General features: G+C 36.7%; 26 protein-coding genes and 1 other RNA gene. 9 read left to right on the top strand and 18 right to left on the bottom strand.

Features of this window, described 5'->3' with window-relative positions; translation table 11 throughout:
* Positions 1 to 22: 22 nt before the first annotated feature.
* Positions 23 to 1,174 (bottom strand): VanZ family protein, encoded by a 1,152-nt coding sequence (locus RK01_RS03865; protein ID WP_016171969.1) that lies wholly within the window; start codon positions 1,172 to 1,174, stop codon positions 23 to 25.
* A gap of 99 nt (positions 1,175 to 1,273) precedes the next feature.
* On the opposite strand from RK01_RS03865, the gene RK01_RS03860 reads away from it, so the two are divergent.
* The gene (locus RK01_RS03860; protein WP_016171968.1) at positions 1,274 to 1,594 is read left to right on the top strand and encodes a hypothetical protein; all 321 of its coding nucleotides are present in this window, start codon (positions 1,274 to 1,276) and stop codon (positions 1,592 to 1,594) included.
* Positions 1,595 to 1,705: 111 nt separating this feature from the next.
* On the opposite strand, the gene RK01_RS03855 is transcribed toward RK01_RS03860, so the two are convergent.
* The 8 genes from RK01_RS03855 to RK01_RS03825 form a co-directional block, all read right to left on the bottom strand.
* The gene (locus RK01_RS03855; protein WP_016171967.1) at positions 1,706 to 1,930 is read right to left on the bottom strand and encodes a hypothetical protein; all 225 of its coding nucleotides are present in this window, start codon (positions 1,928 to 1,930) and stop codon (positions 1,706 to 1,708) included.
* A 12-nt stretch (positions 1,931 to 1,942) separates the two neighbouring features.
* Positions 1,943 to 2,233, bottom strand: a complete 291-nt coding sequence (locus RK01_RS03850; RefSeq protein ID WP_016171966.1) for a hypothetical protein — start codon at positions 2,231 to 2,233, stop codon at positions 1,943 to 1,945.
* 226 nt (positions 2,234 to 2,459) lie between these two features.
* Entirely contained in the window at positions 2,460 to 3,116 is a 657-nt protein-coding gene (locus RK01_RS03845; RefSeq protein ID WP_016171965.1) for an HD domain-containing protein, read from the bottom strand.
* A 209-nt stretch (positions 3,117 to 3,325) separates the two neighbouring features.
* Positions 3,326 to 4,825: a carboxypeptidase M32 gene (locus RK01_RS03840; RefSeq protein ID WP_016171964.1), complete on the bottom strand. Its 1,500-nt coding sequence runs from the start codon at positions 4,823 to 4,825 to the stop codon at positions 3,326 to 3,328.
* On the bottom strand, positions 4,825 to 5,985 hold the full coding sequence (locus RK01_RS03835; protein ID WP_016171963.1) for a THUMP domain-containing class I SAM-dependent RNA methyltransferase: 1,161 nt from the start codon (positions 5,983 to 5,985) through the stop codon (positions 4,825 to 4,827). Before RK01_RS03835 ends, RK01_RS03840 begins: the two co-directional genes overlap by 1 nt.
* A 149-nt stretch (positions 5,986 to 6,134) precedes the next feature.
* An RNA gene (rnpB, locus tag RK01_RS13460) (RNase P RNA component class B) lies at positions 6,135 to 6,499 on the bottom strand.
* 19 nt (positions 6,500 to 6,518) lie between these two features.
* Complete coding sequence (gene gpsB / locus RK01_RS03830; RefSeq protein ID WP_016171962.1) at positions 6,519 to 6,947, bottom strand: cell division regulator GpsB; 429 nt, start codon at positions 6,945 to 6,947, stop codon at positions 6,519 to 6,521.
* Between the two features lie 76 nt (positions 6,948 to 7,023).
* A complete protein-coding gene (locus RK01_RS03825; RefSeq protein WP_016171961.1) occupies positions 7,024 to 7,566 on the bottom strand; it encodes an SLOG family protein in 543 nt (180 codons plus the stop codon).
* Between the two features lie 62 nt (positions 7,567 to 7,628).
* On the opposite strand from RK01_RS03825, the gene recU reads away from it, so the two are divergent.
* Both recU and RK01_RS03815 read left to right on the top strand, forming a co-directional pair.
* The gene (recU, locus tag RK01_RS03820; protein ID WP_016171960.1) at positions 7,629 to 8,264 is read left to right on the top strand and encodes a Holliday junction resolvase RecU; all 636 of its coding nucleotides are present in this window, start codon (positions 7,629 to 7,631) and stop codon (positions 8,262 to 8,264) included.
* On the top strand, positions 8,254 to 10,548 hold the full coding sequence (locus tag RK01_RS03815; RefSeq protein ID WP_016171959.1) for a PBP1A family penicillin-binding protein: 2,295 nt from the start codon (positions 8,254 to 8,256) through the stop codon (positions 10,546 to 10,548). Before recU ends, RK01_RS03815 begins: the two co-directional genes overlap by 11 nt.
* A gap of 30 nt (positions 10,549 to 10,578) precedes the next feature.
* On the opposite strand, the gene nth is transcribed toward RK01_RS03815, so the two are convergent.
* The 8 genes from nth to RK01_RS03775 all read right to left on the bottom strand — a co-directional run bounded on the left by nth (position 10,579) and on the right by RK01_RS03775 (position 17,571).
* Entirely contained in the window at positions 10,579 to 11,250 is a 672-nt protein-coding gene (nth, locus tag RK01_RS03810; protein ID WP_016171958.1) for an endonuclease III, read from the bottom strand.
* A gap of 2 nt (positions 11,251 to 11,252) precedes the next feature.
* Positions 11,253 to 11,939 carry a DnaD domain-containing protein gene (locus RK01_RS03805; protein ID WP_016171957.1) on the bottom strand — a complete coding sequence of 229 codons (687 nt, stop codon included), beginning with the start codon at positions 11,937 to 11,939 and terminating at the stop codon, positions 11,253 to 11,255.
* A 113-nt stretch (positions 11,940 to 12,052) separates the two neighbouring features.
* Positions 12,053 to 12,430, bottom strand: coding sequence for a RidA family protein (locus RK01_RS03800; RefSeq protein ID WP_016171956.1), 378 nt, complete (start codon positions 12,428 to 12,430; stop codon positions 12,053 to 12,055).
* A 1-nt stretch (position 12,431) separates the two neighbouring features.
* Positions 12,432 to 12,869, bottom strand: coding sequence for a Fur family transcriptional regulator (locus tag RK01_RS03795; RefSeq protein WP_016171955.1), 438 nt, complete (start codon positions 12,867 to 12,869; stop codon positions 12,432 to 12,434).
* 165 nt (positions 12,870 to 13,034) lie between these two features.
* Entirely contained in the window at positions 13,035 to 13,967 is a 933-nt protein-coding gene (cysK, locus tag RK01_RS03790) for a cysteine synthase A (protein WP_016171954.1), read from the bottom strand.
* Between the two features lie 129 nt (positions 13,968 to 14,096).
* On the bottom strand, positions 14,097 to 14,996 hold the full coding sequence (locus RK01_RS03785; protein WP_016171953.1) for a glucosaminidase domain-containing protein: 900 nt from the start codon (positions 14,994 to 14,996) through the stop codon (positions 14,097 to 14,099).
* Positions 14,997 to 15,245: 249 nt separating this feature from the next.
* Positions 15,246 to 17,240: a transketolase gene (gene tkt / locus RK01_RS03780; protein WP_016171952.1), complete on the bottom strand. Its 1,995-nt coding sequence runs from the start codon at positions 17,238 to 17,240 to the stop codon at positions 15,246 to 15,248.
* A gap of 88 nt (positions 17,241 to 17,328) precedes the next feature.
* A complete protein-coding gene (locus tag RK01_RS03775; RefSeq protein ID WP_016171951.1) occupies positions 17,329 to 17,571 on the bottom strand; it encodes a DUF896 family protein in 243 nt (80 codons plus the stop codon).
* Between the two features lie 167 nt (positions 17,572 to 17,738).
* On the opposite strand from RK01_RS03775, the gene lexA reads away from it, so the two are divergent.
* The 5 genes from lexA (at position 17,739) to RK01_RS03750 (ending at position 20,789) form a co-directional block, all read left to right on the top strand.
* Positions 17,739 to 18,359 carry a transcriptional repressor LexA gene (gene lexA, locus RK01_RS03770; protein WP_016171950.1) on the top strand — a complete coding sequence of 207 codons (621 nt, stop codon included), beginning with the start codon at positions 17,739 to 17,741 and terminating at the stop codon, positions 18,357 to 18,359.
* A 114-nt stretch (positions 18,360 to 18,473) separates the two neighbouring features.
* A complete protein-coding gene (locus tag RK01_RS03765) occupies positions 18,474 to 18,686 on the top strand; it encodes a hypothetical protein (RefSeq protein ID WP_016171949.1) in 213 nt (70 codons plus the stop codon).
* A gap of 301 nt (positions 18,687 to 18,987) precedes the next feature.
* A complete protein-coding gene (locus RK01_RS03760; protein ID WP_016171948.1) occupies positions 18,988 to 19,608 on the top strand; it encodes a hydrolase in 621 nt (206 codons plus the stop codon).
* A gap of 18 nt (positions 19,609 to 19,626) precedes the next feature.
* On the top strand, positions 19,627 to 19,995 hold the full coding sequence (locus RK01_RS03755) for a hypothetical protein (RefSeq protein ID WP_016171947.1): 369 nt from the start codon (positions 19,627 to 19,629) through the stop codon (positions 19,993 to 19,995).
* An 11-nt stretch (positions 19,996 to 20,006) separates the two neighbouring features.
* Positions 20,007 to 20,789, top strand: coding sequence for an alpha/beta hydrolase (locus RK01_RS03750; RefSeq protein ID WP_016171946.1), 783 nt, complete (start codon positions 20,007 to 20,009; stop codon positions 20,787 to 20,789).
* 298 nt (positions 20,790 to 21,087) lie between these two features.
* Here RK01_RS03750 and RK01_RS13990 read toward each other — a convergent pair whose 3' ends face one another.
* Positions 21,088 to 21,216 (bottom strand): hypothetical protein, encoded by a 129-nt coding sequence (locus tag RK01_RS13990; RefSeq protein ID WP_016171945.1) that lies wholly within the window; start codon positions 21,214 to 21,216, stop codon positions 21,088 to 21,090.
* A gap of 298 nt (positions 21,217 to 21,514) precedes the next feature.
* Here RK01_RS13990 and RK01_RS03740 point away from each other — a divergent pair, with 298 nt between their 5' ends.
* Positions 21,515 to 22,837 carry a metallophosphoesterase gene (locus RK01_RS03740; protein ID WP_016171944.1) on the top strand — a complete coding sequence of 441 codons (1,323 nt, stop codon included), beginning with the start codon at positions 21,515 to 21,517 and terminating at the stop codon, positions 22,835 to 22,837.
* Positions 22,838 to 22,893: the final 56 nt, after the last annotated feature.

The raw sequence follows: 22,893 nt of genomic DNA, 5'->3' as shown, positions 1-22,893 counted from the left end.
ATAGCACAAAAGGACCGCCACGTCAGATTTCTTTTGGCAAAATTGTGCTGATAACGTATGTTCCACTTCTCTTTTCATAAAATAACTGTCTTTTTTTGCGGATAACAGACCACAGGACATTGACCACAAATAAAAATTGGATAATGGTTGCGCCAATGGTAAAAAAAGAGGCAATCCCGACTAAGAAATGGTTTTTATCCCCGACCAGTGGAGCAAAAATCGTTCCAAGTTGTCCGATGCCGCCATAAACGAAATATAATAAACCATAACGAATAAATAAAGCTTTTAAAGTGATATGCTGATGATTATTTTCCACAACACGAATCCGTACGATTTTTTTGCCGAGTGTTTGTCCATTTAATAGATAGTTTAAGAAAATAAAATAAACCAAAATGGTAGCAAAATACCAAAGGGGCGAATCAAAAAACTTATCAGAATAACCGTTTGTAGCTAAACGTAAGCCGACTGAAAGAATAAAGGTAAAGAAGTAAATAATAAACCAGTCTAAGAAAAAGGCTGCAAAGCGCCGAAAAAGGGTAACATCCTTCCCTTTTTCATAAGCCGTTTCATCTAATTGTTCACGGGAAGGAAGTAATAAGGTAAACAACGGCTCTAATAGATAGCCTAGCGTACCACCTATCGTATTGTGAAGAAGATCATTCACATCTGCTAAGCGATAATTTCGAGGGTAGATAAAATAAAGTCCCGTCAGTTGGGTTAATTCAAAAAATAAGGACAATAAAAAACTAGCTAGAATCGTCTTTTTTAAAGAAAAGCCAAAGAAATAGCGTAAATAAACACCAAATGGCAATAAAAGCAACACATTAAAAACTGGTTCTAAAAAAACACCTTGACGCATTGCAGGCAGATAGGTACTTGGATCGTTAATTTTTAAAACAGTTTGATTGAGAAAATTGTGTAACGAAGCCCCCAAATGTAATTCGTAATGTGGTCCTCCGTAGTGAGCAACTTCACTAATGGGTGGTAAAGGCAAAATCACCAAAAAGTAGGCACACAATAAATAAAAAACAAAAGAATACAAAATGATGGCACGGCTAATAATAAAGCGACCGAACTTGCGGTATTCATAAATAAAGAAAAAAGAGGAAATAAACAAAGCTAAAAAAGGGAAAATCAATAAAGCTGTTTTAATTGGTTCAATATAGGCAGACATAAAAAATCCTTTCTTCGTTTTATTGGTATCGAATAAAAATTTTTAAATATTTCCCAAAAAATATAGTTTGGCGTATGATAATTATTAGGAGGTGCAATTATGTTAAACAGATATTTTGCATTAGGTGTTCCTGTTGCACTAATCATTTTATATGGAATAATTTTAGTACTCCGTAAAAAAAGTAAAATCCCCTATCTCGGATTTGTTTTGTTTATTATAGCAGGATTTATGGTCGCTTTTAGTTATCAAGTATTGCAATATGCGTTAAAAGAACAAAGCCAATTAGATCAAACTGGGGTAACGTTGGTTTTAAATTATCCTTTTTGGTTACTTTATTTACCATTAGGTGTAGGTATTCTTTTGGTTATAGTTAATATTTTTCGTGCATATAAGCGGATCTCACCCCAACTTAAATCATAAGCCATTCTGTATAAAACACAAATAAAAAACGCCCAAACTTTCCTTTTTCCATTCAAGCTGAAAACAAGAATGCACCGGTTAGTTTGGGTAATTTAATTTGATTTTTTTGACTTAGTCCTCTAAAAATTCCGATTCATCGTTATCTTCAACATATTGACTACGGGATTCTTCGTCTAGTTGACTGATCAAATAGTTAAAATCTGCTTGCGATAAAACCACTACATCCACATCGTTTTGTTCATCAATGAATTCAACAGCAGAATAATCCTCACCTAAATTTTGAAATAATTTGATAAAATTCTTATCCTTAAAAGTTAAATACTCTGTTTTTTTCATTTTTAACAGCTCCTAATAAAATTCATAAAAACGAATACTGACAGTATTTTTTTGCGCTAAATTTGTTAATGTATAAAGATCTAAATTTACATAATCTTCCGCTACTAGCTGATAAAGATTTTCTTCCAAAGCCTCTTCGATATAAGGTAAAACTTCTTCTTCATCCCCATGGACTTCAGTTCTGGTTTTAATAATCTGTTGAAATAAACGAGGGTCTAAGAGTAAAAAGTATTCTTTCTCATACTTATAAATAGCTACATGATAGTGCTTTTGGGGTAATTGCGCTTCAATTACAAAAAACATTCATTATTAGCTGCTAAAGTATTCAAAAGCTCAGCAGGTTCCATAGCTTGTTGGTAAAACATCATTATCCCCCCTTAAGACAATTATAGGAGATATCTACAGTAAAAAAAAATAATAAGTGTTGTAACCAAAAAGCAACGGCTAAACTAATGAGCTTCTTAAAGTCTTATTCCAACTAACATCTAAACAATTACTATCAGCTAAAAGAAGATGTTTTAAATAATTTTTACAGACGATCAAACTCTTCTGGTTCCCACTCTTGGTAAAATTCCTTTAAAAATTCTTCCATAAATTTTTGCCGCCGCATCGCTTCATGATATGCCGTCTGGGTATTCATTTTGTCCGGTAAGAGAAACAATTTTTCATAAAAATGATTGATCACCGTACTTGCTTTCCGATACTCTTGTTTGTTCGTCAAATTAACGGGTTTTATCGTGGGATCGTGTAAAGGATGTTGATGGCTGCCACCAAAATATGCGGTGCGCAAAATCCCTATTGCGCCTAATGCTTCTAAGCGATCCGCATCTTGAACGATTTGTCCTGCAGCAGTCAAAGCAACTTTTTTGCCCAATTCATTTGAAAAAGACATATTAGTAATAATAAAAATAATTTCTTCTTGCTGCTGAACTGTTAAACCGATTTCTTGAAGAAACTGTTGTAATTCACTAATAGCAACAGTTACATCTGCAACGACTTTATCATCAATGGTATCGTGGAGATATGCCGCTGCTAACAAAACGATTTTATCTACTTGAGCTTTTTCTCCTTCTGCAATTTGACTTGCCAATGTAGCTACTCTTTTGGCGTGATCAAAACCATGCCCTGTCAAATCATCTTGTAGTTTATTTTTGGCAAAAGCTATTATTTCAGTTATCTTTTCCATTATTTCTCCTTTATGCAAATTCGAATTTCCCCAATTTATATAAAGCGTTTACAATGTTATTAGAACAGTCATTTATTGTAATACAATCTATTTTCTTCTTTGTCATGAACTGGTCATGGTTGCAGCCAAAATTCTAGCCACTTCCCCAAAAGATGCCAGGCAAAATTGCCTGGCATTATTTTGATAGCTATTTTTATTAAATCTGCTAGCTATCCTTTAATTTGATAAACATCCTCATAAAGATCAGTTAGATAAGTGAGTAAATATTGCGGATTTAATGTCTCTCCTGTGGCAGCTTCAATTAGCTCACTTGGTGTTTTACTTCTGCCAAATTGATGAATATGTTCAGTTAACCACGCTTTGATTGGAGCGTAGTCTCCTTGCTCTAGTAATGTATCCACAGCAAGATTCTTTTCTATGCTATGCAGCAATTGCGCAGCATACATATAACCTAACGCATACGATGGGAAGTAACCAAACATCCCTCCAGACCAGTGGACATCTTGTAAGACTCCTACCAAATCATTTTCAGGACGAATACCTAGGTACTCTTCGTATTTATCATTCCAAGCTTTGGGTAAATCTGCTACCGCGAGGTCGTCATTAAAGAGTGCTTTTTCCAACTCGTAACGAATAATAATGTGTAAAGGATAAGTTAGACTATCTGCTTCAATACGAATTAGACTTGCTGCAGTAGCTTTTAAAGAGCGATAAAATGTTTCGAAGTCAATATCATCAAAAGTACCATTAGCAGCCGCTTGAAAAACTGGATATTGTTTTTTCCAAAAACTGCGTTTACTGCCTATAATAATTTCATAAAACAAAGATTGCGATTCATGAATCCCCATCGAAGGGGCGTCATAAACTGGTGTCATATTATATTTTTCGGCAATACTTTGTTCATATATACCGTGACCTGATTCATGAATGACACCGAAAATCCCCATAGTAAAATCCTGTTCATTCCAACGAGTTGTAATACGTACATCATTACGAGTAATTCGTGTTGCAAAAGGATGAACAGTATCATCAAGACGACCACGATTAAAATCAAAGCCTAGTTCGGCGACTAAATTTTTAACAAAATATTTTTGTTGGTTCTTTGTCATTTTTCGATCTTTAAAACTGATATCTGGTTGACTGCCTTTTTCGGCAATGACTTGGCGAATTTTTACGAGACCTTCTTTAAGTTCTGCAAAAACAGCGTCCAAAACAGCAGTTGTCATCCCTGGTTCAAACATATTTAGCAAGACATCATAATCGGTTGCCTCATCTTTTTTATAATAGGGAATTAGCTCTTTTGTAATACGAATATTTTCTGCTAAAGCCTGTTCAAAATCTGCAAAATTTTTGGTTTCTCTTGCCTTTAACCAAGCAGAATGGGCTTCGCTGTATAAACGGCTTCGTTCTACCATCAATTCTTTAGGAATCGCATGTAATTCATCATAATCTTTTTTAACTACGTGGTAGGCTGCTTTTCCAACCTCAGAAAGTTCATCCGCGTGGTGATCAAAGTAATCAAGGGCTTCTTTTATTTTAGAGCTCGTTTGTTTTTCAAAGGCTAACCCACTCAAATAACCGCTAGCAGCGCCTCTTTCTTCGGCCGCAGTTTCTGGCATTCCCGTTTGACTATCCCAATCCAGTAAGGCCAACGTTTGATTGAGTAAGGCCAATTCTTCTAATTCTGTTAAAAACTCTTTTTCTTTCATTAAGCTTCCTCCTTTTGTCGTGGTGGTCGCGTACCCCAATATTGGAACAAGTCTGTTCGTAACGCACCATTATATAACTTGCGTTTTTTAGTAGCTTTTGCACCGTAGAATGATTCAAATTGTAAATCACTCGTTAAAATATATTTGCTCCAAGTTTTTAGCGGACGCAAAATATCGCCCATCTCTTTATATAATCTTTGAACCGTTTCTGCCTCACCCAAGCGCTCGCCATAAGGGGGATTAGCCACAATCACACCATAATCTTTTGTCGTAGTAAAATCTTTGACAGCCTGTTGTTTAAAAGTAATTGAATCGCCTAAACCGATTTCTTCTGCGTTTGCTTTTGCAATTTCGATCATTCTGCCATTAATATCATAACCGCTAATATCCAGCTTCACATCATAATCTGCGGCAAGATCTGCATCAGCTCTTACCTTTTCAAATACAGTTTCATCTGCCCAATCCCATGCCTCACATAAAAACTCCCGATTAAATCCTGGGGCAATGTTATGGCCAATCAATGCGGCTTCAATACAAATTGTTCCTGAGCCACAAACAGGATCGACAAAAGGACGATCTTTATGCCAATTTGTTAACAACACTAACGCTGCTGCCAAATTTTCTTTTAAAGGCGCACCACCTTTTTCCAATCGATACCCGCGTTTAAATAGACTTGGGCCTGTTGTGTCAAGCGTTATCATCACATGGTCTTTTAAAAGAGCGACTTCTACCGGAAAAAGTGCTCCCGTTTCAGCCAAAGGCACATGACTGGGACGATGATAATAAGAACGCAAGCGATCCACAATCGCTTTTTTAGTAATTGCTTGACAATCCGGCACGCTGTAAAGTTTTGATTTAATCGACTTTCCACTGACAGGAAATTCAGCATCCAATGGTAATAAATCCTCCCATTGTTGTGCTTTTACATTTTCAAATAATTCATCAAAAGTATAAGCATCAAACTCTCCTACCACAATTTTGATTCTATCAGCAGTTCTAAGCCACAAATTAGCCGTAGCAATTGTCTGCAAATCGCCTTTAAACCGCGCGCGACCATTTTCTACTTGACATTCAATCCCTAAATCGCGTAATTCTTTTCCAACTAAAGCTTCCAGTCCACTGGCACATGTTGCTACTAAATTAAATGTTTGTTCTTTCATATATTCTCCTTTACCCGCAGGTACAAAATGTTCTTAAATGTATTGAAACACGACAATCACTTGAATGCAAATGATTGCAAAGAAAAAAAGCCGAACCCACTTGTCCAGCTTTTAATTTACTTCTAAAATAAGCCCTGAATCCTGTGATTTTCTATAAGCCATGTTCTGTCCGTAGTTTTTTCAGGGTCAAAAACCACGGGGTAATCATCTATCTGCATCATAAAGATACCTTCTTGTATTCGTTTGATTCCGTCAAAGAAGTGCCCCTACCATTGTTTGGGTTGCTCGCTCGAGGGGTTTACCGCGTTCCACCGTTAAAGTTTCCTTTAACGCTTCGTCACTGTGGCACTTTCAAGGATACTGATCCATAGCTTACGCCTTAGGAATTTTTCCTGCCGTTACTAAAATAGTACCCTGGCTTATGGTTTCGCCAGGCACGAACACTACAAGCATCGCAGCTTGTGCGAGCATGGACTTTCCTCAGCCTATTGCTAGACCGCGATTACCCGAAAATCACAGAGCTTCAATTAAAATTAGAAACGACGTGTCCGTTCATTGTCATCGCTATTTTCATCGTTGGTATAATTACTGTTCAACGCTTGAGATACCCGAGTGGTTACTTCGCTATGATCAGCAGCATCTTGATCTAATTTTTTACCAAATACTTCTTTTTCCAAATTAGATAGACGTTTTAAAATATCAAAATTTGTTACTGTTTGACTTTTAGGTACTTCTGTTTGGACGCGACTCGGTGTAGGAGCCGGATTCGTCGCTTGTTGGCTCAATTTAGCCTGCAAGCGATCATTTTCTTCTTGTAAAGCTAAAATTTCTTTGTTATATGCTTCATAGTCTTTAATTACGTTATCTAAAAACTCATCAACTTCAACGGGATCATAACCACGCATTTTTGTTTTGAATTCTTGTTGCAAAATGTCTTTTGGACTAAAGTTTAAATTCGCCATTAATTCATACACCTCATTTATTTTTAGAAACTCTCTTAAAACATTCTATCAAAAATAAGCTAGAAAGCAACAAAAATCATTCGTAGAAGGTATTTTGTAAATCATCCATTGTAATTAGGTCAATGAGATATTCGTTATTTTGTGCAACTTTGTAGGCAGCATCAAGCAAATATTTCGGTTTTCCCGGGAATTCCGGATCAAAAACTGCTAAAAGACCGTCTGAATGTTGCAATAAAAAATTTGTATGATTTTGTAATTGTTGCGGATTCTGGTAAGCTTTATGGCTGACTGAGTCAACGTAATCTGCTTCTTGTTTTAAGCGAAGCAGTTTTTCTTGGTTGCCTTCATTCCACTGCTCACCAAATTCGGCAAAAGGAAACACAACACCTAAATGGAGTTGAGGATAATCCAATTTCAGCTGACTAATTACCTCAGCCCCCCACATTTCGACCCCTAAATTTCCTCCGACGATTACCCACTCTAGTCCTGCTTCGGTATATTGACGCAGATTATTTTTTATTGCTTTCTTAATAATTGTGATTTTGGGGTCTTTCTCTTGAAAAACACCTAATTCATAACTACGATAACCTGTTAATAATAATGTTTTTATAGTTTCCATAACGATACCTTTTCTTTCCTTTTGGCTTTTTGGTATAATACACCGGTAGGAGTGTGACACATATGGTTTTAAAGTATCCCAACGGTCAAGTTTATCAAGCTGCGCTACCTGCTAAGCATAAACAATCAATGAAAAAAACTCAAGAAACAGTCAGTTTTAGTAATCGCGGTATGCGGTTTGAAGAAGCGATTAATGAAAGTAATCTTTATTACTTAACCCATAATCAGGCAGTTGTCCATAAAAAACCAACTCCGATTCAAATCGTCAACGTAGATTATCCCAAACGCAGTGCCGCAGTTATTAAAGAAGCTTATTTTAAAGAAGCTTCTACCACCGATTATAATGGTGTATACCGTGGTTTGTATCTTGATTTTGAGGCGAAAGAAACAAAAAATAAAGCATCTTTTCCTTTTAAAAATTTCCATGATCATCAAATTCGGCACATGGAAGCTTGTTTAGCCCAAAATGGGATTTGTTTTGTTTTATTATGGTTTTCTAGCTTACATCGTTGCTTTTTTTTAGATAGTAAAAATTTAATCTCATTGTGGAAGCAGCAGAAGAATGGAAAAAAATCAATTCCCCTTTCACTTATTGAAGAACTTGGAATTGAAATTTCACCAAAAATTGCCCCCAGAATTCCATACTTAGAGGCAGTAGAAAAATATGTTTTAAAGGAGTCAAACAAAAATGGGAAATGACACACCATCACGAGCATCCCGTCATAACGGGAATAATGCTCCGCAAAAAAATCCTAAGAAAATGAAAAAGAAAACAAAAAATTCCGCTGGATCCATTATCTTAAAATGTTTAATCGGTTTTTTTATTGTTGGTTGTATCGCGCTACTTTCAGGGATGGGATTGTTTTGGTTTTATGCTAAAGACGCCCCCAAAATTGAAGACAGCAAATTAGATGCGTCGGTTTCATCAGTAATATACGCAAGCAATAACGATATTATTGCGGATTTAGGTTCAGAAAATCGAAAAAAAATCTCTGCTCAAGACGTTCCCCAGTTGCTAGAAGATGCTGTTGTTTCAGTCGAAGACCGGCGTTTTTACAAACATATTGGTGTAGACCCTATTCGCATTGTCGGTTCTGCTTTGTCAAACATTACCAAAGGCGGCTTACAAGGCGGAAGTACATTAACACAACAATTAATTAAGCTTTCGTACTTTTCAACAAACAAATCAGATCAGACGTTAAAACGTAAAGCCCAAGAAGCTTGGTTGGCATTACAGTTGGAACAAGAAAAATCCAAACAAGAAATTTTAACCTATTACATTAACAAAGTATATATGGCAAATGGTTTATACGGGATGGAAACAGCTGCGGATACTTACTATGGTAAAGATTTGAAAGATCTTGATTTGGCACAAACTGCCCTTTTAGCTGGAATGCCGCAAGCTCCAAATGCTTATGACCCTTATCAACATCCAGAGGCAGCTAAAGAACGTCGCGATACTGTTCTTTATACAATGAAAGAAAATAATAAAATCACTGAAAACGAGTATCAAGCAGCTGTGAAAAAGCCAATTAAAGATGGCTTGAAAAACTTAGAAAAATCCAGTGAAAATCTACAGCTAGTGGACAATTATGTTAAAGAAGTAATAGAAGAAGTGAAAAATGCTACCGGAAAAGATGTTTATACGGATGGTCTTGAAATTCACACAAATTTAGATTTAAACGCACAAAAACGGTTATACGAAATCGTCAACACAAATAAATATGTCAACTACCCAGATGAAAAATTGCAAGTTGCAACGACAATGGTTGACGTTAACACCGGAAAAGTTTTAGCTCAAATTGGCGCGCGTAACGTACCGGATAATGTGGTGTTTGGGAATAACCAAGCTGTTAGCACCGCACGGGACTTTGGATCAACTGTAAAACCAATCACCGACTACGGCCCTGCTTTTGAAAATTTAAATTACTCTACAGCTAAACGCATTGATGATGCGCCTTATAAATACGAAGGAACCAATATCAGTGTTAATAACTGGGACAAACAATATATGGGGAATATCTCCTTACGCACTGCACTTTATGAATCTAGAAATGTTCCAGCTGTTAAACTATTTAATGATGCCGGGAAAGAAAATATTACAAAATTCTTGAATGGTTTGGGAATTCAATATAAAGATTTAGTACAATCCAATGCAATTTCTAGTAATACAGCTCAGGATGGCACTAAATACGGTGTTTCTTCTCTTAAAATGGCTGCTGCCTATGCTGCTTTTGCCAATGGGGGCACCTATTATAAGCCACAATATGTTAACAAAATTGTCTATCAAGATGGCTCTTCTGATGAATTTAAACCAGAAGGCAAAAAAGCAATGTCAGCTGGAACTGCCTATATGATTACAGATATCTTAAAAGATGTTATCACACAAGGAACAGGAACCAATGCCATGATCGATGGTTTGATTCAAGCAGGTAAAACTGGTACTTCTAATTATTCAGATGAAGATTTAGAAAAAATCGGTATTACAGATGGTATTTCTCCTGATGTAACTTTTGTTGGCTACAATCGTCAATATGCAATTTCTGTTTGGACAGGTTACGAGAAACACTTAACACCTATTACTCCCGATTCAAACATGATTGCTTCTGATGTTTATCGAGAATTGATGCAATACGTCGCCCAAAATGGCGAAAACAATGATTGGAAAATTCCGGATGATTTAATCCAGGTTGGTAACGAATTATACTGGCGTGATAAGTATGAACAAGCTCTGCAATCCCAAAGTTCCTCTTATCAAGCGCCAACCACTCCAAGTTCCAGTTCTAGTTTGGAACAACAACCAGAAACAAGTACTTCTTCTAGCGTAGAAGAATCTACAGCATCTTCTGCTCCAGTAGAAAGCAGTAGTAGCGCTCCAACACCAGAACCAAGTACACCACCAGTGGAAAGTTCATCAACGGCAGAAAGCAATAGTAGGCCAGCTGAAAGCAACTCAGCTAGCGCAGGCGAAAATAATAATTAATTTTCCAAACAAAGAACCAGCCAGGCGCACTTAGTGCGATACTGGCTGGTTCTTTTTGCCTATTTTCATTCTCTCTTTTCCTTCTTGACAAATATCTAAAAGCGGACAAATTTCACATTTAGGATTACGCGCTAAGCAATGATAGCGTCCAAAAAAAATCATGCGGTGATGATCTTTAATCCACTCTTCTTTGGGTAATTTACGCATTAAGGTCTTTTCCACTTCACCAACGGTTGCATCTAACTTACAAATGCGCAATCGCTTGGAAACACGTTCGACGTGCGTATCTACAGCAATCGCTGGAACGCCGTACGCTTCTGCTAATACAACATTAGCCGTTTTTCTGCCCACGCCTGGTAAAGACTCCAAAATAGTACGACTATTTGGCACTTTTCCATCATATTCTTTTGCAATGATTGCGGCACAGTTCTTGATATTTTTTGCCTTTGTACGGTATAAACCAATCGTTTTTATTTTAGCCATAATTTCATCAAGGGGCGCTGCCGCTAATTTATCAGCTGTTGGAAATTCTGCAAACAAAGCGGGCGTTGCTTTGTTAACAGAAACATCTGTAGCTTGCGCGCTCAAGATAACCGCAATTAACAACTGAAATGGCGTTCCGTAAACCAGCTCTCCATGTGCGTTAGGGAACATTTCCCCCATAATATTCAACGCATACCGCGTTTTTTCAGTATTTAACAATTTCAATCCCCCTCTAACCAATTATGTAAAGAAATAGGTGGAATCTCTTTTATTTCAGCAGGCTTTTGTTTTTGTTTTTGATAACGATTTTTCTCATTTGCAACGTCGTGAGGCGAGCGAATATTTTTGTTATGCCAACTAGATAAGATACTTTCAATATATTGTAAACTTCGAGCGTTATTTAAAACAGCTTCTTTTAAAGCCAATGTAATAAGTTCCGGCGTATAGTGATCTTCTTCAAGCCATTGGGCAATACGTTCATATTCAAAAGAAGATAATGGACGTCCAAATTCTTGTTGAAAACGTTGAAACAATTGTGCAACAGCTTCTTTTTCACTTTTTTCTGAGTCGTTATTTTTAGTTTGGGCAAGTAACTGGGCAATTTTTTCGAACATAGGGGTAAATAAATATTGATCTTGTTGCTTGTTACTCACTACTACTGTTTCGATCTTAATAACTTGTTTTAAAACTAATTGATTCAAAAGCTCAAAAACTTTTTTTTGGTCTACTCCCATCTCAGAGGCGATTTGATTTAAATCAGGAAAATGATCTCCTTGCTCGTGATGCCGGTATAATTGCAGCCAAAAAACTAGTTCATCACTATCCATCCCCAATGCATGGTAATGATCTAAAATAAGATTTGAGACAACTGTCTGTCCCGCTGCAACATAATCTTCTAAAGTTAACATGGTATCCCTCATTTCTCCTAACTAGTATAACGTATTTTCAAATGAACCGCATAAAAAAGCCAACCCAACTAAAAATTGCTGGACTGGCTTCACTTGTAAAATTCTTCAAAAAACTACTTTACTACAGCAATAATTTCAATTTCCACCATTGCATCTTTTGGCAACGCACCCACTTGCAATGCCGAGCGCGCAGGCAAGGAATTTTGAAAATAGGAAGCATAAATATTGTTAAAAGCAGTAAAATCATTGATATCTTTTAGAAAACAAGTTGTCTTCACCACATCATCTAGTGTTAAGTCGCAACTTTTCAATAGACCTTTAATGTTTTCAAAGACTTGCGTTGTTTGTTCTTGAATTGTTGTCCCTACCATTTCCCCAGTTTGTGGATTTAAAGGAATTTGACCAGAAGCAAATAAGAACCCATTTACAATTTTCCCTTGTACATACGGACCGATAGCTTTTGGTGCTAAATTTGTTTCAACATTTTTCATTTTATTTCTCCTTTTTCTGACAATCTGGACATAGACCATAAACTTCTAAACGATGCGCGTTAATCTCAAACCCAGTTAATTGACTGGCAGCAATTTCCACGTCCTCTAACGATGGATAAAAGAAATCAACTACCTTGCCGCAATTTGTACAAATAGCATGGTAATGAGGTTTAACCGCAAAATCAAAGCGACTAGAAGCATCCCCATAATTCATTTCTTGCACCAGACCAATCTCGGTAAACAAGCGTAAATTATTATAAACAGTAGCAACGCTCATACTAGGAAACGATGGAGATAAAGCATGATAAATTTCATCGGCAGTGGGATGGGAATGATGCCCAATCAAATAGTCTAAAATTGCTTGGCGTTGGGGTGTAACACGAATATTATCTTTTTTTAACTTGGCAATTACTTCATCAATACTAAGTCGCTCTTCCATCTAATTCCCTCCTCTTTATCTTTTTAATATATCGTAATAATACTATGAGATACCCAAAAAGAAAAGCATCTGTTTAACTTTAACTCGTTGTTAAAAATGTAAAACAAAATAAAACAAGCCTTCTAAATCACTAGAAAGCTTGTTAGAATTGATTAATTATTTTGCTTATTCTTCGTCAAACTGATAAAGAACCGTCGATAAGTAGCGTTCGCCATTATCAGGAACAATGGCTAAAACCTTTTTGCCTTTACCAAGTTGTTTAGCTACATCAATTGCAGCTTTAATTGCAGCTCCTGATGAAATCCCAACTAAAATTCCTTCTTCAGTTCCCATTTTACGCGCTGTAGCAATAGCATCATCGCTTGAAACAGCAACAGCTTCATCGTACACCTTGGTATCCAAAGTATCTGGAACAAAACCAGTGCCTATTCCTTGAATTTTATGAGGTCCTGGTTTTCCGCCTTCTAAGACAGCCGATTCAGCAGGCTCAACACCATAAATTTTAATTTCTGGATAAACACGGCGTAATTCATGGCCAGCTCCTGTAATTGTACCACCAGTTCCGATACCAGCTACAAAAGCATCTAATCCGCCAACACCAAAAGCATCAACAATTTCTTTACCAGTTGTCTTTTCATGAATTTCAGGATTAGCTGGATTTTCAAATTGTAATGGCAAGAAATAGCCATTTTCTTTTGCTTCTTTTTCAGCACGCTTAATCGAACCGGTGATTCCTTCTGAACCAGGGGTCAAAATTAATTTAGCGCCATAAGCTTGCATTAATTTACGGCGTTCAACACTCATTGTGTCTGGCATCACTAAGATAACATTGTATCCTTTTGACGCACCAACCATTGCTAAACCAATCCCGGTATTTCCTGAAGTTGGTTCAATGATTGTGCCTCCTTGTTTTAAAGACCCTGCTTTCTCGGCTTTTTCAATCATACTTAATGCAATTCGATCTTTCACACTACTTCCTGGATTGAAAAATTCAAGTTTTACATATAACTCTGCATCATTGTCAGAAACCAAATGATTTAACTTCACAATAGGCGTATGGCCAACCAAATCTAAAACAGATTGATAAATTTCACTCATGCGAATTCCTCCTTATAAATACTAGAAAAAAACAACTGTACTTATGTAGTATAATAACGAAATTGTGCTACTTGTGCGAACATTTTGTCTCAAAAAAACTGCCGCTTGATTCAAACGGCAGTCTTACCCTTAAACATTTAATTGTTGCCCTACCATGATGGTATCACTAGCAAGTCCATTATTTGCCATCAACTGGTCTACAGTTGTACCATATTTTGCTGCAATATCCCAAAGTGTATCGCCAGATACAACAGTATAGACATTTCCGGTTGCTTGTCCTTGTGAAGTAGTAGTTGTCGCTTCAGAAACAGTTTCATTATTAACATCCGCAGTTTGACTGACAGTATCATAATTTGTTTGAACGTAATTAGAAGCTGGCGTATCATATTGTGTTAGATTATACGCCGAAATGAGATAATTCAATTTTTGATTATAGGTTGGATCAGTCGCGTAGCGTCCAGTTAGATAAGCTGTGGCATCTAGGTAACTATTGGTATTGCTCTTCCAAGCACCTGCATAATGTGGCATTCCCGTTGCGAAGCTTGTACTACGTAAAACATACGCATGATCTGCTAAAGATTCCCAATAAGAATTGTACTGGCGAAAAGGTTCGTTCATAGTTACCCATTGTCCGTTTAAATATTCTTGCGTTGGAAAAGTAACAGATTGTCCATTATAAGCCCCTTTTACACCAAATAAATTATAATATGGCGCTTGAGCAAGTATAGAAGAACCATTGCCACTTTCTAAAATTGCCTGCGCAATCATGACAGAAGCATATAAATCATTTTGTTGTGCAATTTGCGCAGCGGATGAACCAATTTGATTAATTAAAGAAGTAGTGCTGTCTACGCTTTGACTTTGTAATTCTGCGGCTTGTGTGGCTTGTGTCGGCAATAACGCCATCACGCCAGGAGCGCAAACCAACCCAACTCCCACCGCGGACAGAGCTTTTTTACTATCGAAACGATAGCTAAAAGCAACTTGCTTTTTTTGATGTCTTTCACTACGGGTACAATACTCTACCATTTTCTTCCTCCTGAAAAACTTATATAAAATTAAGATAATTATAAAGATAACTAAGTATATGTATTATAGCTTGAATTTTTTTGCTAATCAAACAATTCTATCCTTGTAACAAATATTTAATATACGAAACATTCCAAAAGATTTTTAAATGTCTTTGTTGTTAACTCAATGTTTTTTCGAGGCAAAACAAAAGACTCTTTGCAGTCTACTTTGTAAAAAAGCAACTGCAAAGAGTCTTTTAATAGTTAATCATAAAGAGTTGTACGTATCGACCACATTTTCCACAGTAAAGCCAAATTCGTTTAGAACTTTTTCCCCAGGTGCAGATGCGCCAAAGTGATCAATTGCAATTACTTTACCGGCAAAACCAGTATATCGTTCCCAACCAAACGGTGATGCAGCCTCTACAGCTACTCGCTTGGTTACAGCACTTGGCAGTACGCTTTCTTTATATTCAGGACTTTGTGCTTCAAACAAGTCAAAACTTGGTAAAGATACAACTGAAACATCTTTGCCATTTTTTTGTAATTCCGCTTGTGCTTTGACCGCCAAGTCTACTTCTGAACCAGTAGCAAGTAAAATCCCATCAGGTTTTTGTCCTTGTTGTGGCGAAACGACATACCCCCCTTTTGCTACATTTGCATCAGCATTTTCTTTCGTACCAGGTAAAACTGGTAAATTCTGACGACTTAAGACTAAAACAGTTGGTTTGTCACTAGTAGACATAGCAATTTTCCATGCGGCTCTTGTTTCATTCCCATCTGCTGGACGAATAACTTGAACATTTGGAATACAACGAACACTCGCTAATTGTTCAATTGGTTCATGGGTTGGTCCATCTTCACCAACAGCTACAGAATCATGGGTTAAAACATAAACTACAGGTGCATTTTGGATGGCAGATAATCTTAAAGCTGGACGCAAGTAGTCAGTAAAGACAAAGAATGTTCCGCCGTACACGCGGGTACCACCATGTAATTGAATACCATTCATTGCCGCTGCCATGGCAAATTCTCTTACACCAAACCAAATGTTACGGCCTTCATATTGGCCTGGTTCAAAATCTTTTTCTGCAGCTACCATTGTATTATTTGAAGATGATAAATCAGCTGAACCACCCCACAAAGATGGTACGGCTTTTGATAACGCTTGAATCATTTCTTTACTTGATACACGACTTGCTTGTGCCGAGCCTTCTTCATAGACTGGTAATTCGCTGTCCCAATTATCAGGAAGTTCGCCTGCAAAAGCGGCTTTAAATTGAGCGGCTAATTCGGGATAGCTTTGGCTATATTCTGCAAACATTTCATTCCAAGCGTCTTCGGCTTTTTCACCACGGTTATTAATAGCTTCTTTGAAGCGGGCAGCTGCTTGTTCTGGAACAGTAAAATCAGGATATTCCCAGCCATAGGCTTCTTTGGCAGCAGCAATGCCATCTATGCCAAGAGGAGCTCCATGAACTTTATTTGTTCCTTCATTTGGTGCACCGAAACCAATAATTGTTTTTACTTCAATCAAGGTAGGTTGATTTAGATTTTCTTTGGCTTTTTCAATGGCGTCTGAAATTGCCTGTATATCATTGCCATCTTTGACTAAAATATGTTGCCAGCCATAGGCTTCAAACCGTTGACCAACATTTTCAGTGAAGGCTTTGGAAGTCGGACCATCCAAAGAAATATCATTTGAATCGTATAAAACAACTAGTTTACCTAACTTCATGTGACCTGCCATTGAAGCAGCTTCTTGTGAAACACCTTCCATTAAATCGCCATCGCCACAAAGTGCGTAAGTATAATGATCCATCACATTAAAACCATCACGATTATAAGTTGCGGCTAAATGGGCTTCACTCATGGCCATTCCTACAGCCATTGCAATACCTTGACCTAAAGGACCTGTCGTCGCTTCAACACCATCCGTGTGGTTGACTTCAGGATGTCCCGGGGTTTTACTGCCCCATTGACGAAAATTTTTCAAGTCATCGACTGTTACGTTATACCCTGCACAATGTAATAAACTATAGAGTAAAGCTGAGCCGTGACCGGCAGATAAAACAAACCGATCGCGATCTGCCCAGTTACGAGAAGTCGCAGGATTAATTTTCAAATGCTTGGTCCAAAGGGCATATGCCATTGGTGCAGCCCCCATTGGTAAGCCAGGGTGACCAGAATTTGCAGATTGGATTGCTTCAATACTTAAAGTACGTAAGGTGTTAACGCTCAATTCATCGATTTTATCAAACAATTGTGCTTCCTCCAGTTTTTAGGTTTTTTTTACCTTTATTATTTACATCCTTATTGTAAAGGATTATCGCTTGAAAAGCAATTAAATATCAATCGCGATTGTGCAAGCCTTTTTCTTTTTGAATTTGTTTCAGCTTCTCTGGTGTCACATCATTTCCCTTTGGATCCACAACCTTCATCCCTTCAATATGATGCCGCATGCCAGAACGAAAAGCTTTTAAATACTCCTCACGCAAATTTTTTTGTTCCCTTACTTCCGCATCTGTTAAGCCGGTTTCTTTTTTCTTTTTTGCGAGTTCATTAATTCGTGCTAATTTTTCCTCTGATAGCATTTTGTAATCTCCTTTATACCTATGACTTAAACTTCTTCTAGCTAATATTCTTCTTTATCTTAGCTAAAAAAATACTTTGTGACAACCACTAACTACATACGAACATCTGTTTGAATTGTTTTAGGCTTTATGCTACACTAAAACTATCGAAAGAAAGAAGGTGCAGTATGGCTAAACGCACAGAAAATCGCCAAATTGAAATTTTGAAATTTATTCATGATCGTGTCTCTCAAAAAGGTTATCCCCCTACAGTTCGGGAAATCGGCGAGGCAGTTTCATTATCTTCTACATCAACCGTTCACGGTCATCTTTCCCGTTTAGAAAAGAAAGGTTTGATTTTACGCGATCCTACTAAACCACGTGCAATTGAGTTAACTGAAACGGGATTAGAAAAAATCGGTGCTCAACCTGAAACAATCCCAATGCTCGGGGTCGTGACAGCCGGCGAACCCATCTTAGCTGTCGAAGAGGCATCCGATTTCTTCCCTATTCCACCTCATCTATTAAATGATAGCGGCTCTTTATTCATGCTAACAATTCGTGGTGAAAGTATGATTAACGCAGGGATCTTAGATGGCGATCAAGTTATTGTTCGAAAACAAGCTGCTGCAAGCAATGGCGATATTGTTATCGCCATGACTGAAGAGGACGAAGCTACTTGTAAAAGATTCTTTAAAGAAAATAATTACATTCGATTACAACCTGAAAATGATTATATGGAGCCAATTATTTTACCCAATGTTAAAATTCTAGGGTTAGTTGTGGGACTATATCGTGATTTACTTTAAACTGATAAATCTTCGAAAAATTCGAAGATTTATTTTTTTCTTTACAAACCGAACATACTTTCGTATAATCAATATACAAACATTTGTTCGTATATTTTAATTGAGGTGAAAAGGATGAATACAATTCGCAATATTTCTTTAATCATTTTAGGTATAATCGTTAGCTTTGTCATGAGTCACTATGGTGTTGCTTTAGCCGCTTTAATTTTTGTTCCCCCTTTTTTAATCTGGTTTGCCTTATGGGATGAAAAAAAATATCGTCAAAGTATTCGCAAATTCTCTCCTTACCATCAAGATTCACGGAACACTTACCACCAATACAAATAGATCAAATTTTGTAACTTGTATCTTTTTTAGTCACAACATGGTTTTTCCCTTCTAAAATTCCGTTTAAACACCTCCCAAGCGAGGTGTTTTTTTCTTTAAATATTTGTATAGCTGAATTTGATGAGATTAAAATAGAGTTTTCTTAAACAACAGTTGCTTTATCTCACGTTTATCTAAACGATTTATTCCAAAAATGTAAGCGATCTCTTTTGAGGAGTCAGATTACTTTCCTTATTTAAAAAACGGCAGTATATTGATTTTAAGAGCAAAATATTGCGCTAAATAAAGGAGGCATTTTACTATGACAAGTTATGAACCACGAAATCCCCAAAAAGATGAACTACTTTCCCCCGACAATGGTGTTTTTGTTTTAATTGACTACCAACCAACTCAAGTCAACTCGATTAATTCGATGAACCGCCATGAACTGGTTGAAAGTATTACAAATTTAACTGCGTTAATGCGTGCTTACAATGTTCCCACGATTGTGTCAACGGTTAATGTGGCAACTGGACGCAACAAAGATACTATTCCTCAGTTAAAGGAACTGGTAAAAGATTTGCCAAGTTATGATCGTACCTCTATCAATGCGTGGGAAGATCGGGAATTTAATGATGCGGTGAAGTCCACTGGTAAAAAGAAAATTATTATTGCTGCGTTGTGGACAGAAGCCTGCCTAACCTTCCCTACTTTGGATGCATTAAAAGAAGGCTATGAGGTTTATCCTGTTGTTGATGCTGTTGGCGGGACGAGTAAAATCGCACACGAAATGGCACTTCACCGTGTTGAACAAGCGGGTGCTAAAATGACCACCTTCGCCCAATTAGCTTGTGAATTCCAGCGGGATTGGAATCGAACGGATACGGTAGCAAAATTTGTAAAGGCAATGCAAGACAAAGGAATTTTCTTGAAATTAGAGTAAGAAATAGGAGATGTTTGCATGTTAGACATTCAAGGCTCTTTAAAAAATTTAGCTTGGACAATAGAGTACCACTTTTTGCATATTAAAAATCAACATGAATTTATGCGGGCTTGGGCAGTCCAATTTGAACTCGCCTATACGGATTTTCGGGTAACTCAAATGGCATTGCAACTTGCCGGCAATCAGATGGATTTGCTAAAAGATTTTACAGCTCAGTATGATGCTGTTTATCAATATGAAATGGCATTTGCTAGTAATGGTTTAGCTGAATTCAATGAAAAATTTGGGGATCAATTGCCCCAATACGAACAAGCACAACAGACATTACGAAAAACAATTGATCAAATTATGTCACTACAGCCTGATGATCCCAACAATCTGATTTAGGAGTGATGACGATGAAAATTACTCAAGATATCATTTATGATAGCGGCAATGATTTAAAACTAGATACCTATGCACCAGATACAAAACCAAAAGCAACCCTATTACTAATTCATGGTGGTGGTTGGTTTCGTGGGGATAAAGAAAAAGAAAGTTTCCTAGCTGAAAAATTTGTCAATGAAGGTTTCTTTGTCGTCACCCCCAATTATCGCCTTGCTCCTGCTGATCTTTACCCTAGTGCTCTGACGGATGTTTTCAATGCATACGCTTGGACGAAAAAAAATACATTGGCAGCTAATATGCCAATTTTTGCGTTAGGCGCTTCTGCCGGTGGCAATTTAGCTGTTGAATTGGCTTTGCAAAAAGGCATTCCTACTGCATCATGGTCAGGAATTATCGATATGTATGATTGGGTGACACAACATCCTGAAGTAAAAGCAGTAATGAATAAAGAACAACATTTTGATGCCCATGAAAGTCGAGAAATTGATCAAGATGGCAATAATGACCAATTTTATAAATGGTTTATTTTAAATTATGTACGTAATGATTTAAACCTATTAAAATCGGCTACCCCACTAACCCGAGTCAGTTCAAAAAGTGGCCCTATATTTTTAGCGAATTCATTACATGAATTAGTTCCAATTAGCGGTGTCTTAAAGTTACAGCAGGCACTTGCTGATGTTGACGTTCCCAGTGATGTAAAACTAATCTCTGGAACAGTCCACGGTGAAGGTTATTGGGAATTGGCATTACCTCAAACATTAGCGTTCTTTTCTTCCTATTTAGCAAATTAAAATTTGAAAAACAACATTTCATTTTGACCGCCTAGAATGATTTCTTCATTCAAAGGCGGTTTTTTAACCTTTTAATTAATAAATTGCGATATCCTTTTAGTTTACATATTATTATGATAGTGAACTTTTTTTATAAATGCACTACATTGAAATTTCTGTTAATTTAATCTTTCGTAAAGTAACAAATTCAGAGTCTGACAAGTAATAAAAGCAGCTAAACAAAACATAGATCCAGAGGCCATCTAATTAGTGGCAATAAAAAAGTGTACTTTCTCAATGAGAAAGTACACTTTTTAAGCTATTTATTATAAATTTTGGGTCCCTTGCGCATATTCTTGCGATCGTTTTTTGGGGCTTGCATTTCTTTTACGCGTCCGCCACCTTGTTTTTTCTTAATTAATTCTAGCATCTTTTCTTTTGTATTCATTTTTTCTCCTTGATTAGCTCAACCTGCTACTAATTACCTATTCTTTTACAACTTGCTGTGTATTCCACACAGTGCCTACTGATTATACAAGAAGCTTCTATTGAAAGCAAATCGGACATTATTTTCAAAAGTAATCACTAAAATAAATCTAATCTTTATTCCTCCCTTATAAAAGCCCAATATTAGCGTAAAGTTTTTAAAAAGATTTCATATCGTTTTAAATCAAGCGGTAATTTGCAAGAAAAATTTCAACTTGTATTTCTTCTTTGTGCTATCATAAACTGCGGGAGTGAGAATAATGAAAAAAATACTACTATTTTTGCTGTTAGGTACTAGCTTCTTTTTAGTTGGCTGCCAAGAAAATGAAAAATTCGCAAAAAGTTTATCGACTAATGATACCTTTTGGATAGCTACAGATATTCACTTTATTGCCCCGTCACTTCACGACGACGGAAAAGAATTTCAGTTTATCAAAAAAACAGCGGCCGGAAAAGATCTGGATTATCAAGTAGCATCATTAAGCGCATTTGTCGCAAAGGCAAAAAAAGAGCGACCTGCAGCCATTATATTAACGGGTGACTTAACCTTAAACGGTGAAAGGCAAAGTGCCAAAGAAATGGCACAAATTTTTTCTCCATTAAGAACTAATGATATTCCCGTTTTGGCCATCCCGGGTAATCATGATATTTATGACGGTTGGGCTAGAAAGTATCAAGAAGATAAAAAAGAGCGTATCGATCAAGTTTCACCGGCAGACTTTAAACAGTTTTTTCCTGATGGGTATAAAATGGCTTTTGATACGGATTCTGCTTCATTAAGTTATGCGGTAAATATTAACAAAACTTATGATTTCATTTTTTTAGACACAAATGAATATCCGATTCAGAATAGTCGTGCCCAACCACATACTGGTGGACAAGTAAAAGAAGCTACGCTCGCTTGGCTTGAAGAGACGTTAAAAACCACCGAAAACAATCATAAAATCCCCATTGTTTTTATGCATCACAATTTGTTTAAACATAATCCCCTTATTTATAAAGGATATGTTCTATCAAATGACAAAATCGTAAAAAAACTTTTTGCTAAATACCACGTTCCCATCGTGTTTTCTGGCCATATTCATGCTCAAGACATCATGAAAGATCCGACTGGACAAACGGCAATCATAGAAGTTGTTACGAGTTCATTTGCAATTGCAGATCATAGTTATGGCGAATTACAACTACAAGATAATCAAATTATTTATAAGCGTAAACAAGTTAATGTCCAGACATGGGCAAAAGAAAATAAAAAAACTGGTCAAAACCTGCGTCATCACAATACCTATTTAAAGAATCTTTTTATAAAAGATGGTGAAAGGCTAGCTTATCAACAACTATTGGAGCAAAATGTTAGAGATGAAGAAATTTTAGCCCCTGCAGCAAAGTTAGTTGCAAAAGTTAATTATAACTATTTTACTGGTAATGATAACTATTCTTCAAACCAAATAGCAGCTATAAAAGAATCCGAAGCCTATGATAACTTAAAAAAATATTCTCCTTTTTTACAACAATATCTTGACTATAGTCTACAAGACGATAATTTATCGGATCAAAAGATAGTAGTCCATCCATTAAAATAGTGATACTAAAAAAACTTTAGAAAAACAAATTATTAATCGTTTTTCTAAAGTCTTTT

This window comes from Enterococcus dispar ATCC 51266 (genome assembly GCF_000406945.1).
Taxonomy (GTDB): domain Bacteria; phylum Bacillota; class Bacilli; order Lactobacillales; family Enterococcaceae; genus Enterococcus_C; species Enterococcus_C dispar.
The sequence above is the reverse complement of the archived record's forward strand: the minus strand, read 5'-3'. Positions and strand labels throughout refer to the sequence as shown.

Excerpts from the sequence above, each read along its gene's own strand:
- RK01_RS03865 (WP_016171969.1), bottom strand. The coding sequence starts at position 1,174 with ATGTCTGCCTATATTGAACCAATTAAAACAGCTTTATTGATTTTCCCT.
- RK01_RS03860 (WP_016171968.1), top strand. The coding sequence starts at position 1,274 with ATGTTAAACAGATATTTTGCATTAGGTGTTCCTGTTGCACTAATCATT.
- RK01_RS03855 (WP_016171967.1), bottom strand. The coding sequence starts at position 1,930 with ATGAAAAAAACAGAGTATTTAACTTTTAAGGATAAGAATTTTATCAAA.
- RK01_RS03850 (WP_016171966.1), bottom strand. The coding sequence starts at position 2,233 with ATGTTTTTTGTAATTGAAGCGCAATTACCCCAAAAGCACTATCATGTA.
- RK01_RS03845 (WP_016171965.1), bottom strand. The coding sequence starts at position 3,116 with ATGGAAAAGATAACTGAAATAATAGCTTTTGCCAAAAATAAACTACAA.
- RK01_RS03840 (WP_016171964.1), bottom strand. The coding sequence starts at position 4,825 with ATGAAAGAAAAAGAGTTTTTAACAGAATTAGAAGAATTGGCCTTACTC.
- RK01_RS03835 (WP_016171963.1), bottom strand. The coding sequence starts at position 5,985 with ATGAAAGAACAAACATTTAATTTAGTAGCAACATGTGCCAGTGGACTG.
- gpsB (WP_016171962.1), bottom strand. The coding sequence starts at position 6,947 with ATGGCGAATTTAAACTTTAGTCCAAAAGACATTTTGCAACAAGAATTC.
- RK01_RS03825 (WP_016171961.1), bottom strand. The coding sequence starts at position 7,566 with ATGGAAACTATAAAAACATTATTATTAACAGGTTATCGTAGTTATGAA.
- recU (WP_016171960.1), top strand. The coding sequence starts at position 7,629 with ATGGTTTTAAAGTATCCCAACGGTCAAGTTTATCAAGCTGCGCTACCT.
- RK01_RS03815 (WP_016171959.1), top strand. The coding sequence starts at position 8,254 with ATGGGAAATGACACACCATCACGAGCATCCCGTCATAACGGGAATAAT.
- RK01_RS03805 (WP_016171957.1), bottom strand. The coding sequence starts at position 11,939 with ATGTTAACTTTAGAAGATTATGTTGCAGCGGGACAGACAGTTGTCTCA.
- RK01_RS03800 (WP_016171956.1), bottom strand. The coding sequence starts at position 12,430 with ATGAAAAATGTTGAAACAAATTTAGCACCAAAAGCTATCGGTCCGTAT.
- RK01_RS03795 (WP_016171955.1), bottom strand. The coding sequence starts at position 12,869 with ATGGAAGAGCGACTTAGTATTGATGAAGTAATTGCCAAGTTAAAAAAA.
- cysK (WP_016171954.1), bottom strand. The coding sequence starts at position 13,967 with ATGAGTGAAATTTATCAATCTGTTTTAGATTTGGTTGGCCATACGCCT.
- RK01_RS03785 (WP_016171953.1), bottom strand. The coding sequence starts at position 14,996 with ATGGTAGAGTATTGTACCCGTAGTGAAAGACATCAAAAAAAGCAAGTT.
- RK01_RS03775 (WP_016171951.1), bottom strand. The coding sequence starts at position 17,571 with ATGCTATCAGAGGAAAAATTAGCACGAATTAATGAACTCGCAAAAAAG.
- lexA (WP_016171950.1), top strand. The coding sequence starts at position 17,739 with ATGGCTAAACGCACAGAAAATCGCCAAATTGAAATTTTGAAATTTATT.
- RK01_RS03765 (WP_016171949.1), top strand. The coding sequence starts at position 18,474 with ATGAATACAATTCGCAATATTTCTTTAATCATTTTAGGTATAATCGTT.
- RK01_RS03760 (WP_016171948.1), top strand. The coding sequence starts at position 18,988 with ATGACAAGTTATGAACCACGAAATCCCCAAAAAGATGAACTACTTTCC.
- RK01_RS03755 (WP_016171947.1), top strand. The coding sequence starts at position 19,627 with ATGTTAGACATTCAAGGCTCTTTAAAAAATTTAGCTTGGACAATAGAG.
- RK01_RS03750 (WP_016171946.1), top strand. The coding sequence starts at position 20,007 with ATGAAAATTACTCAAGATATCATTTATGATAGCGGCAATGATTTAAAA.
- RK01_RS13990 (WP_016171945.1), bottom strand. The coding sequence starts at position 21,216 with ATGAATACAAAAGAAAAGATGCTAGAATTAATTAAGAAAAAACAAGGT.
- RK01_RS03740 (WP_016171944.1), top strand. The coding sequence starts at position 21,515 with ATGAAAAAAATACTACTATTTTTGCTGTTAGGTACTAGCTTCTTTTTA.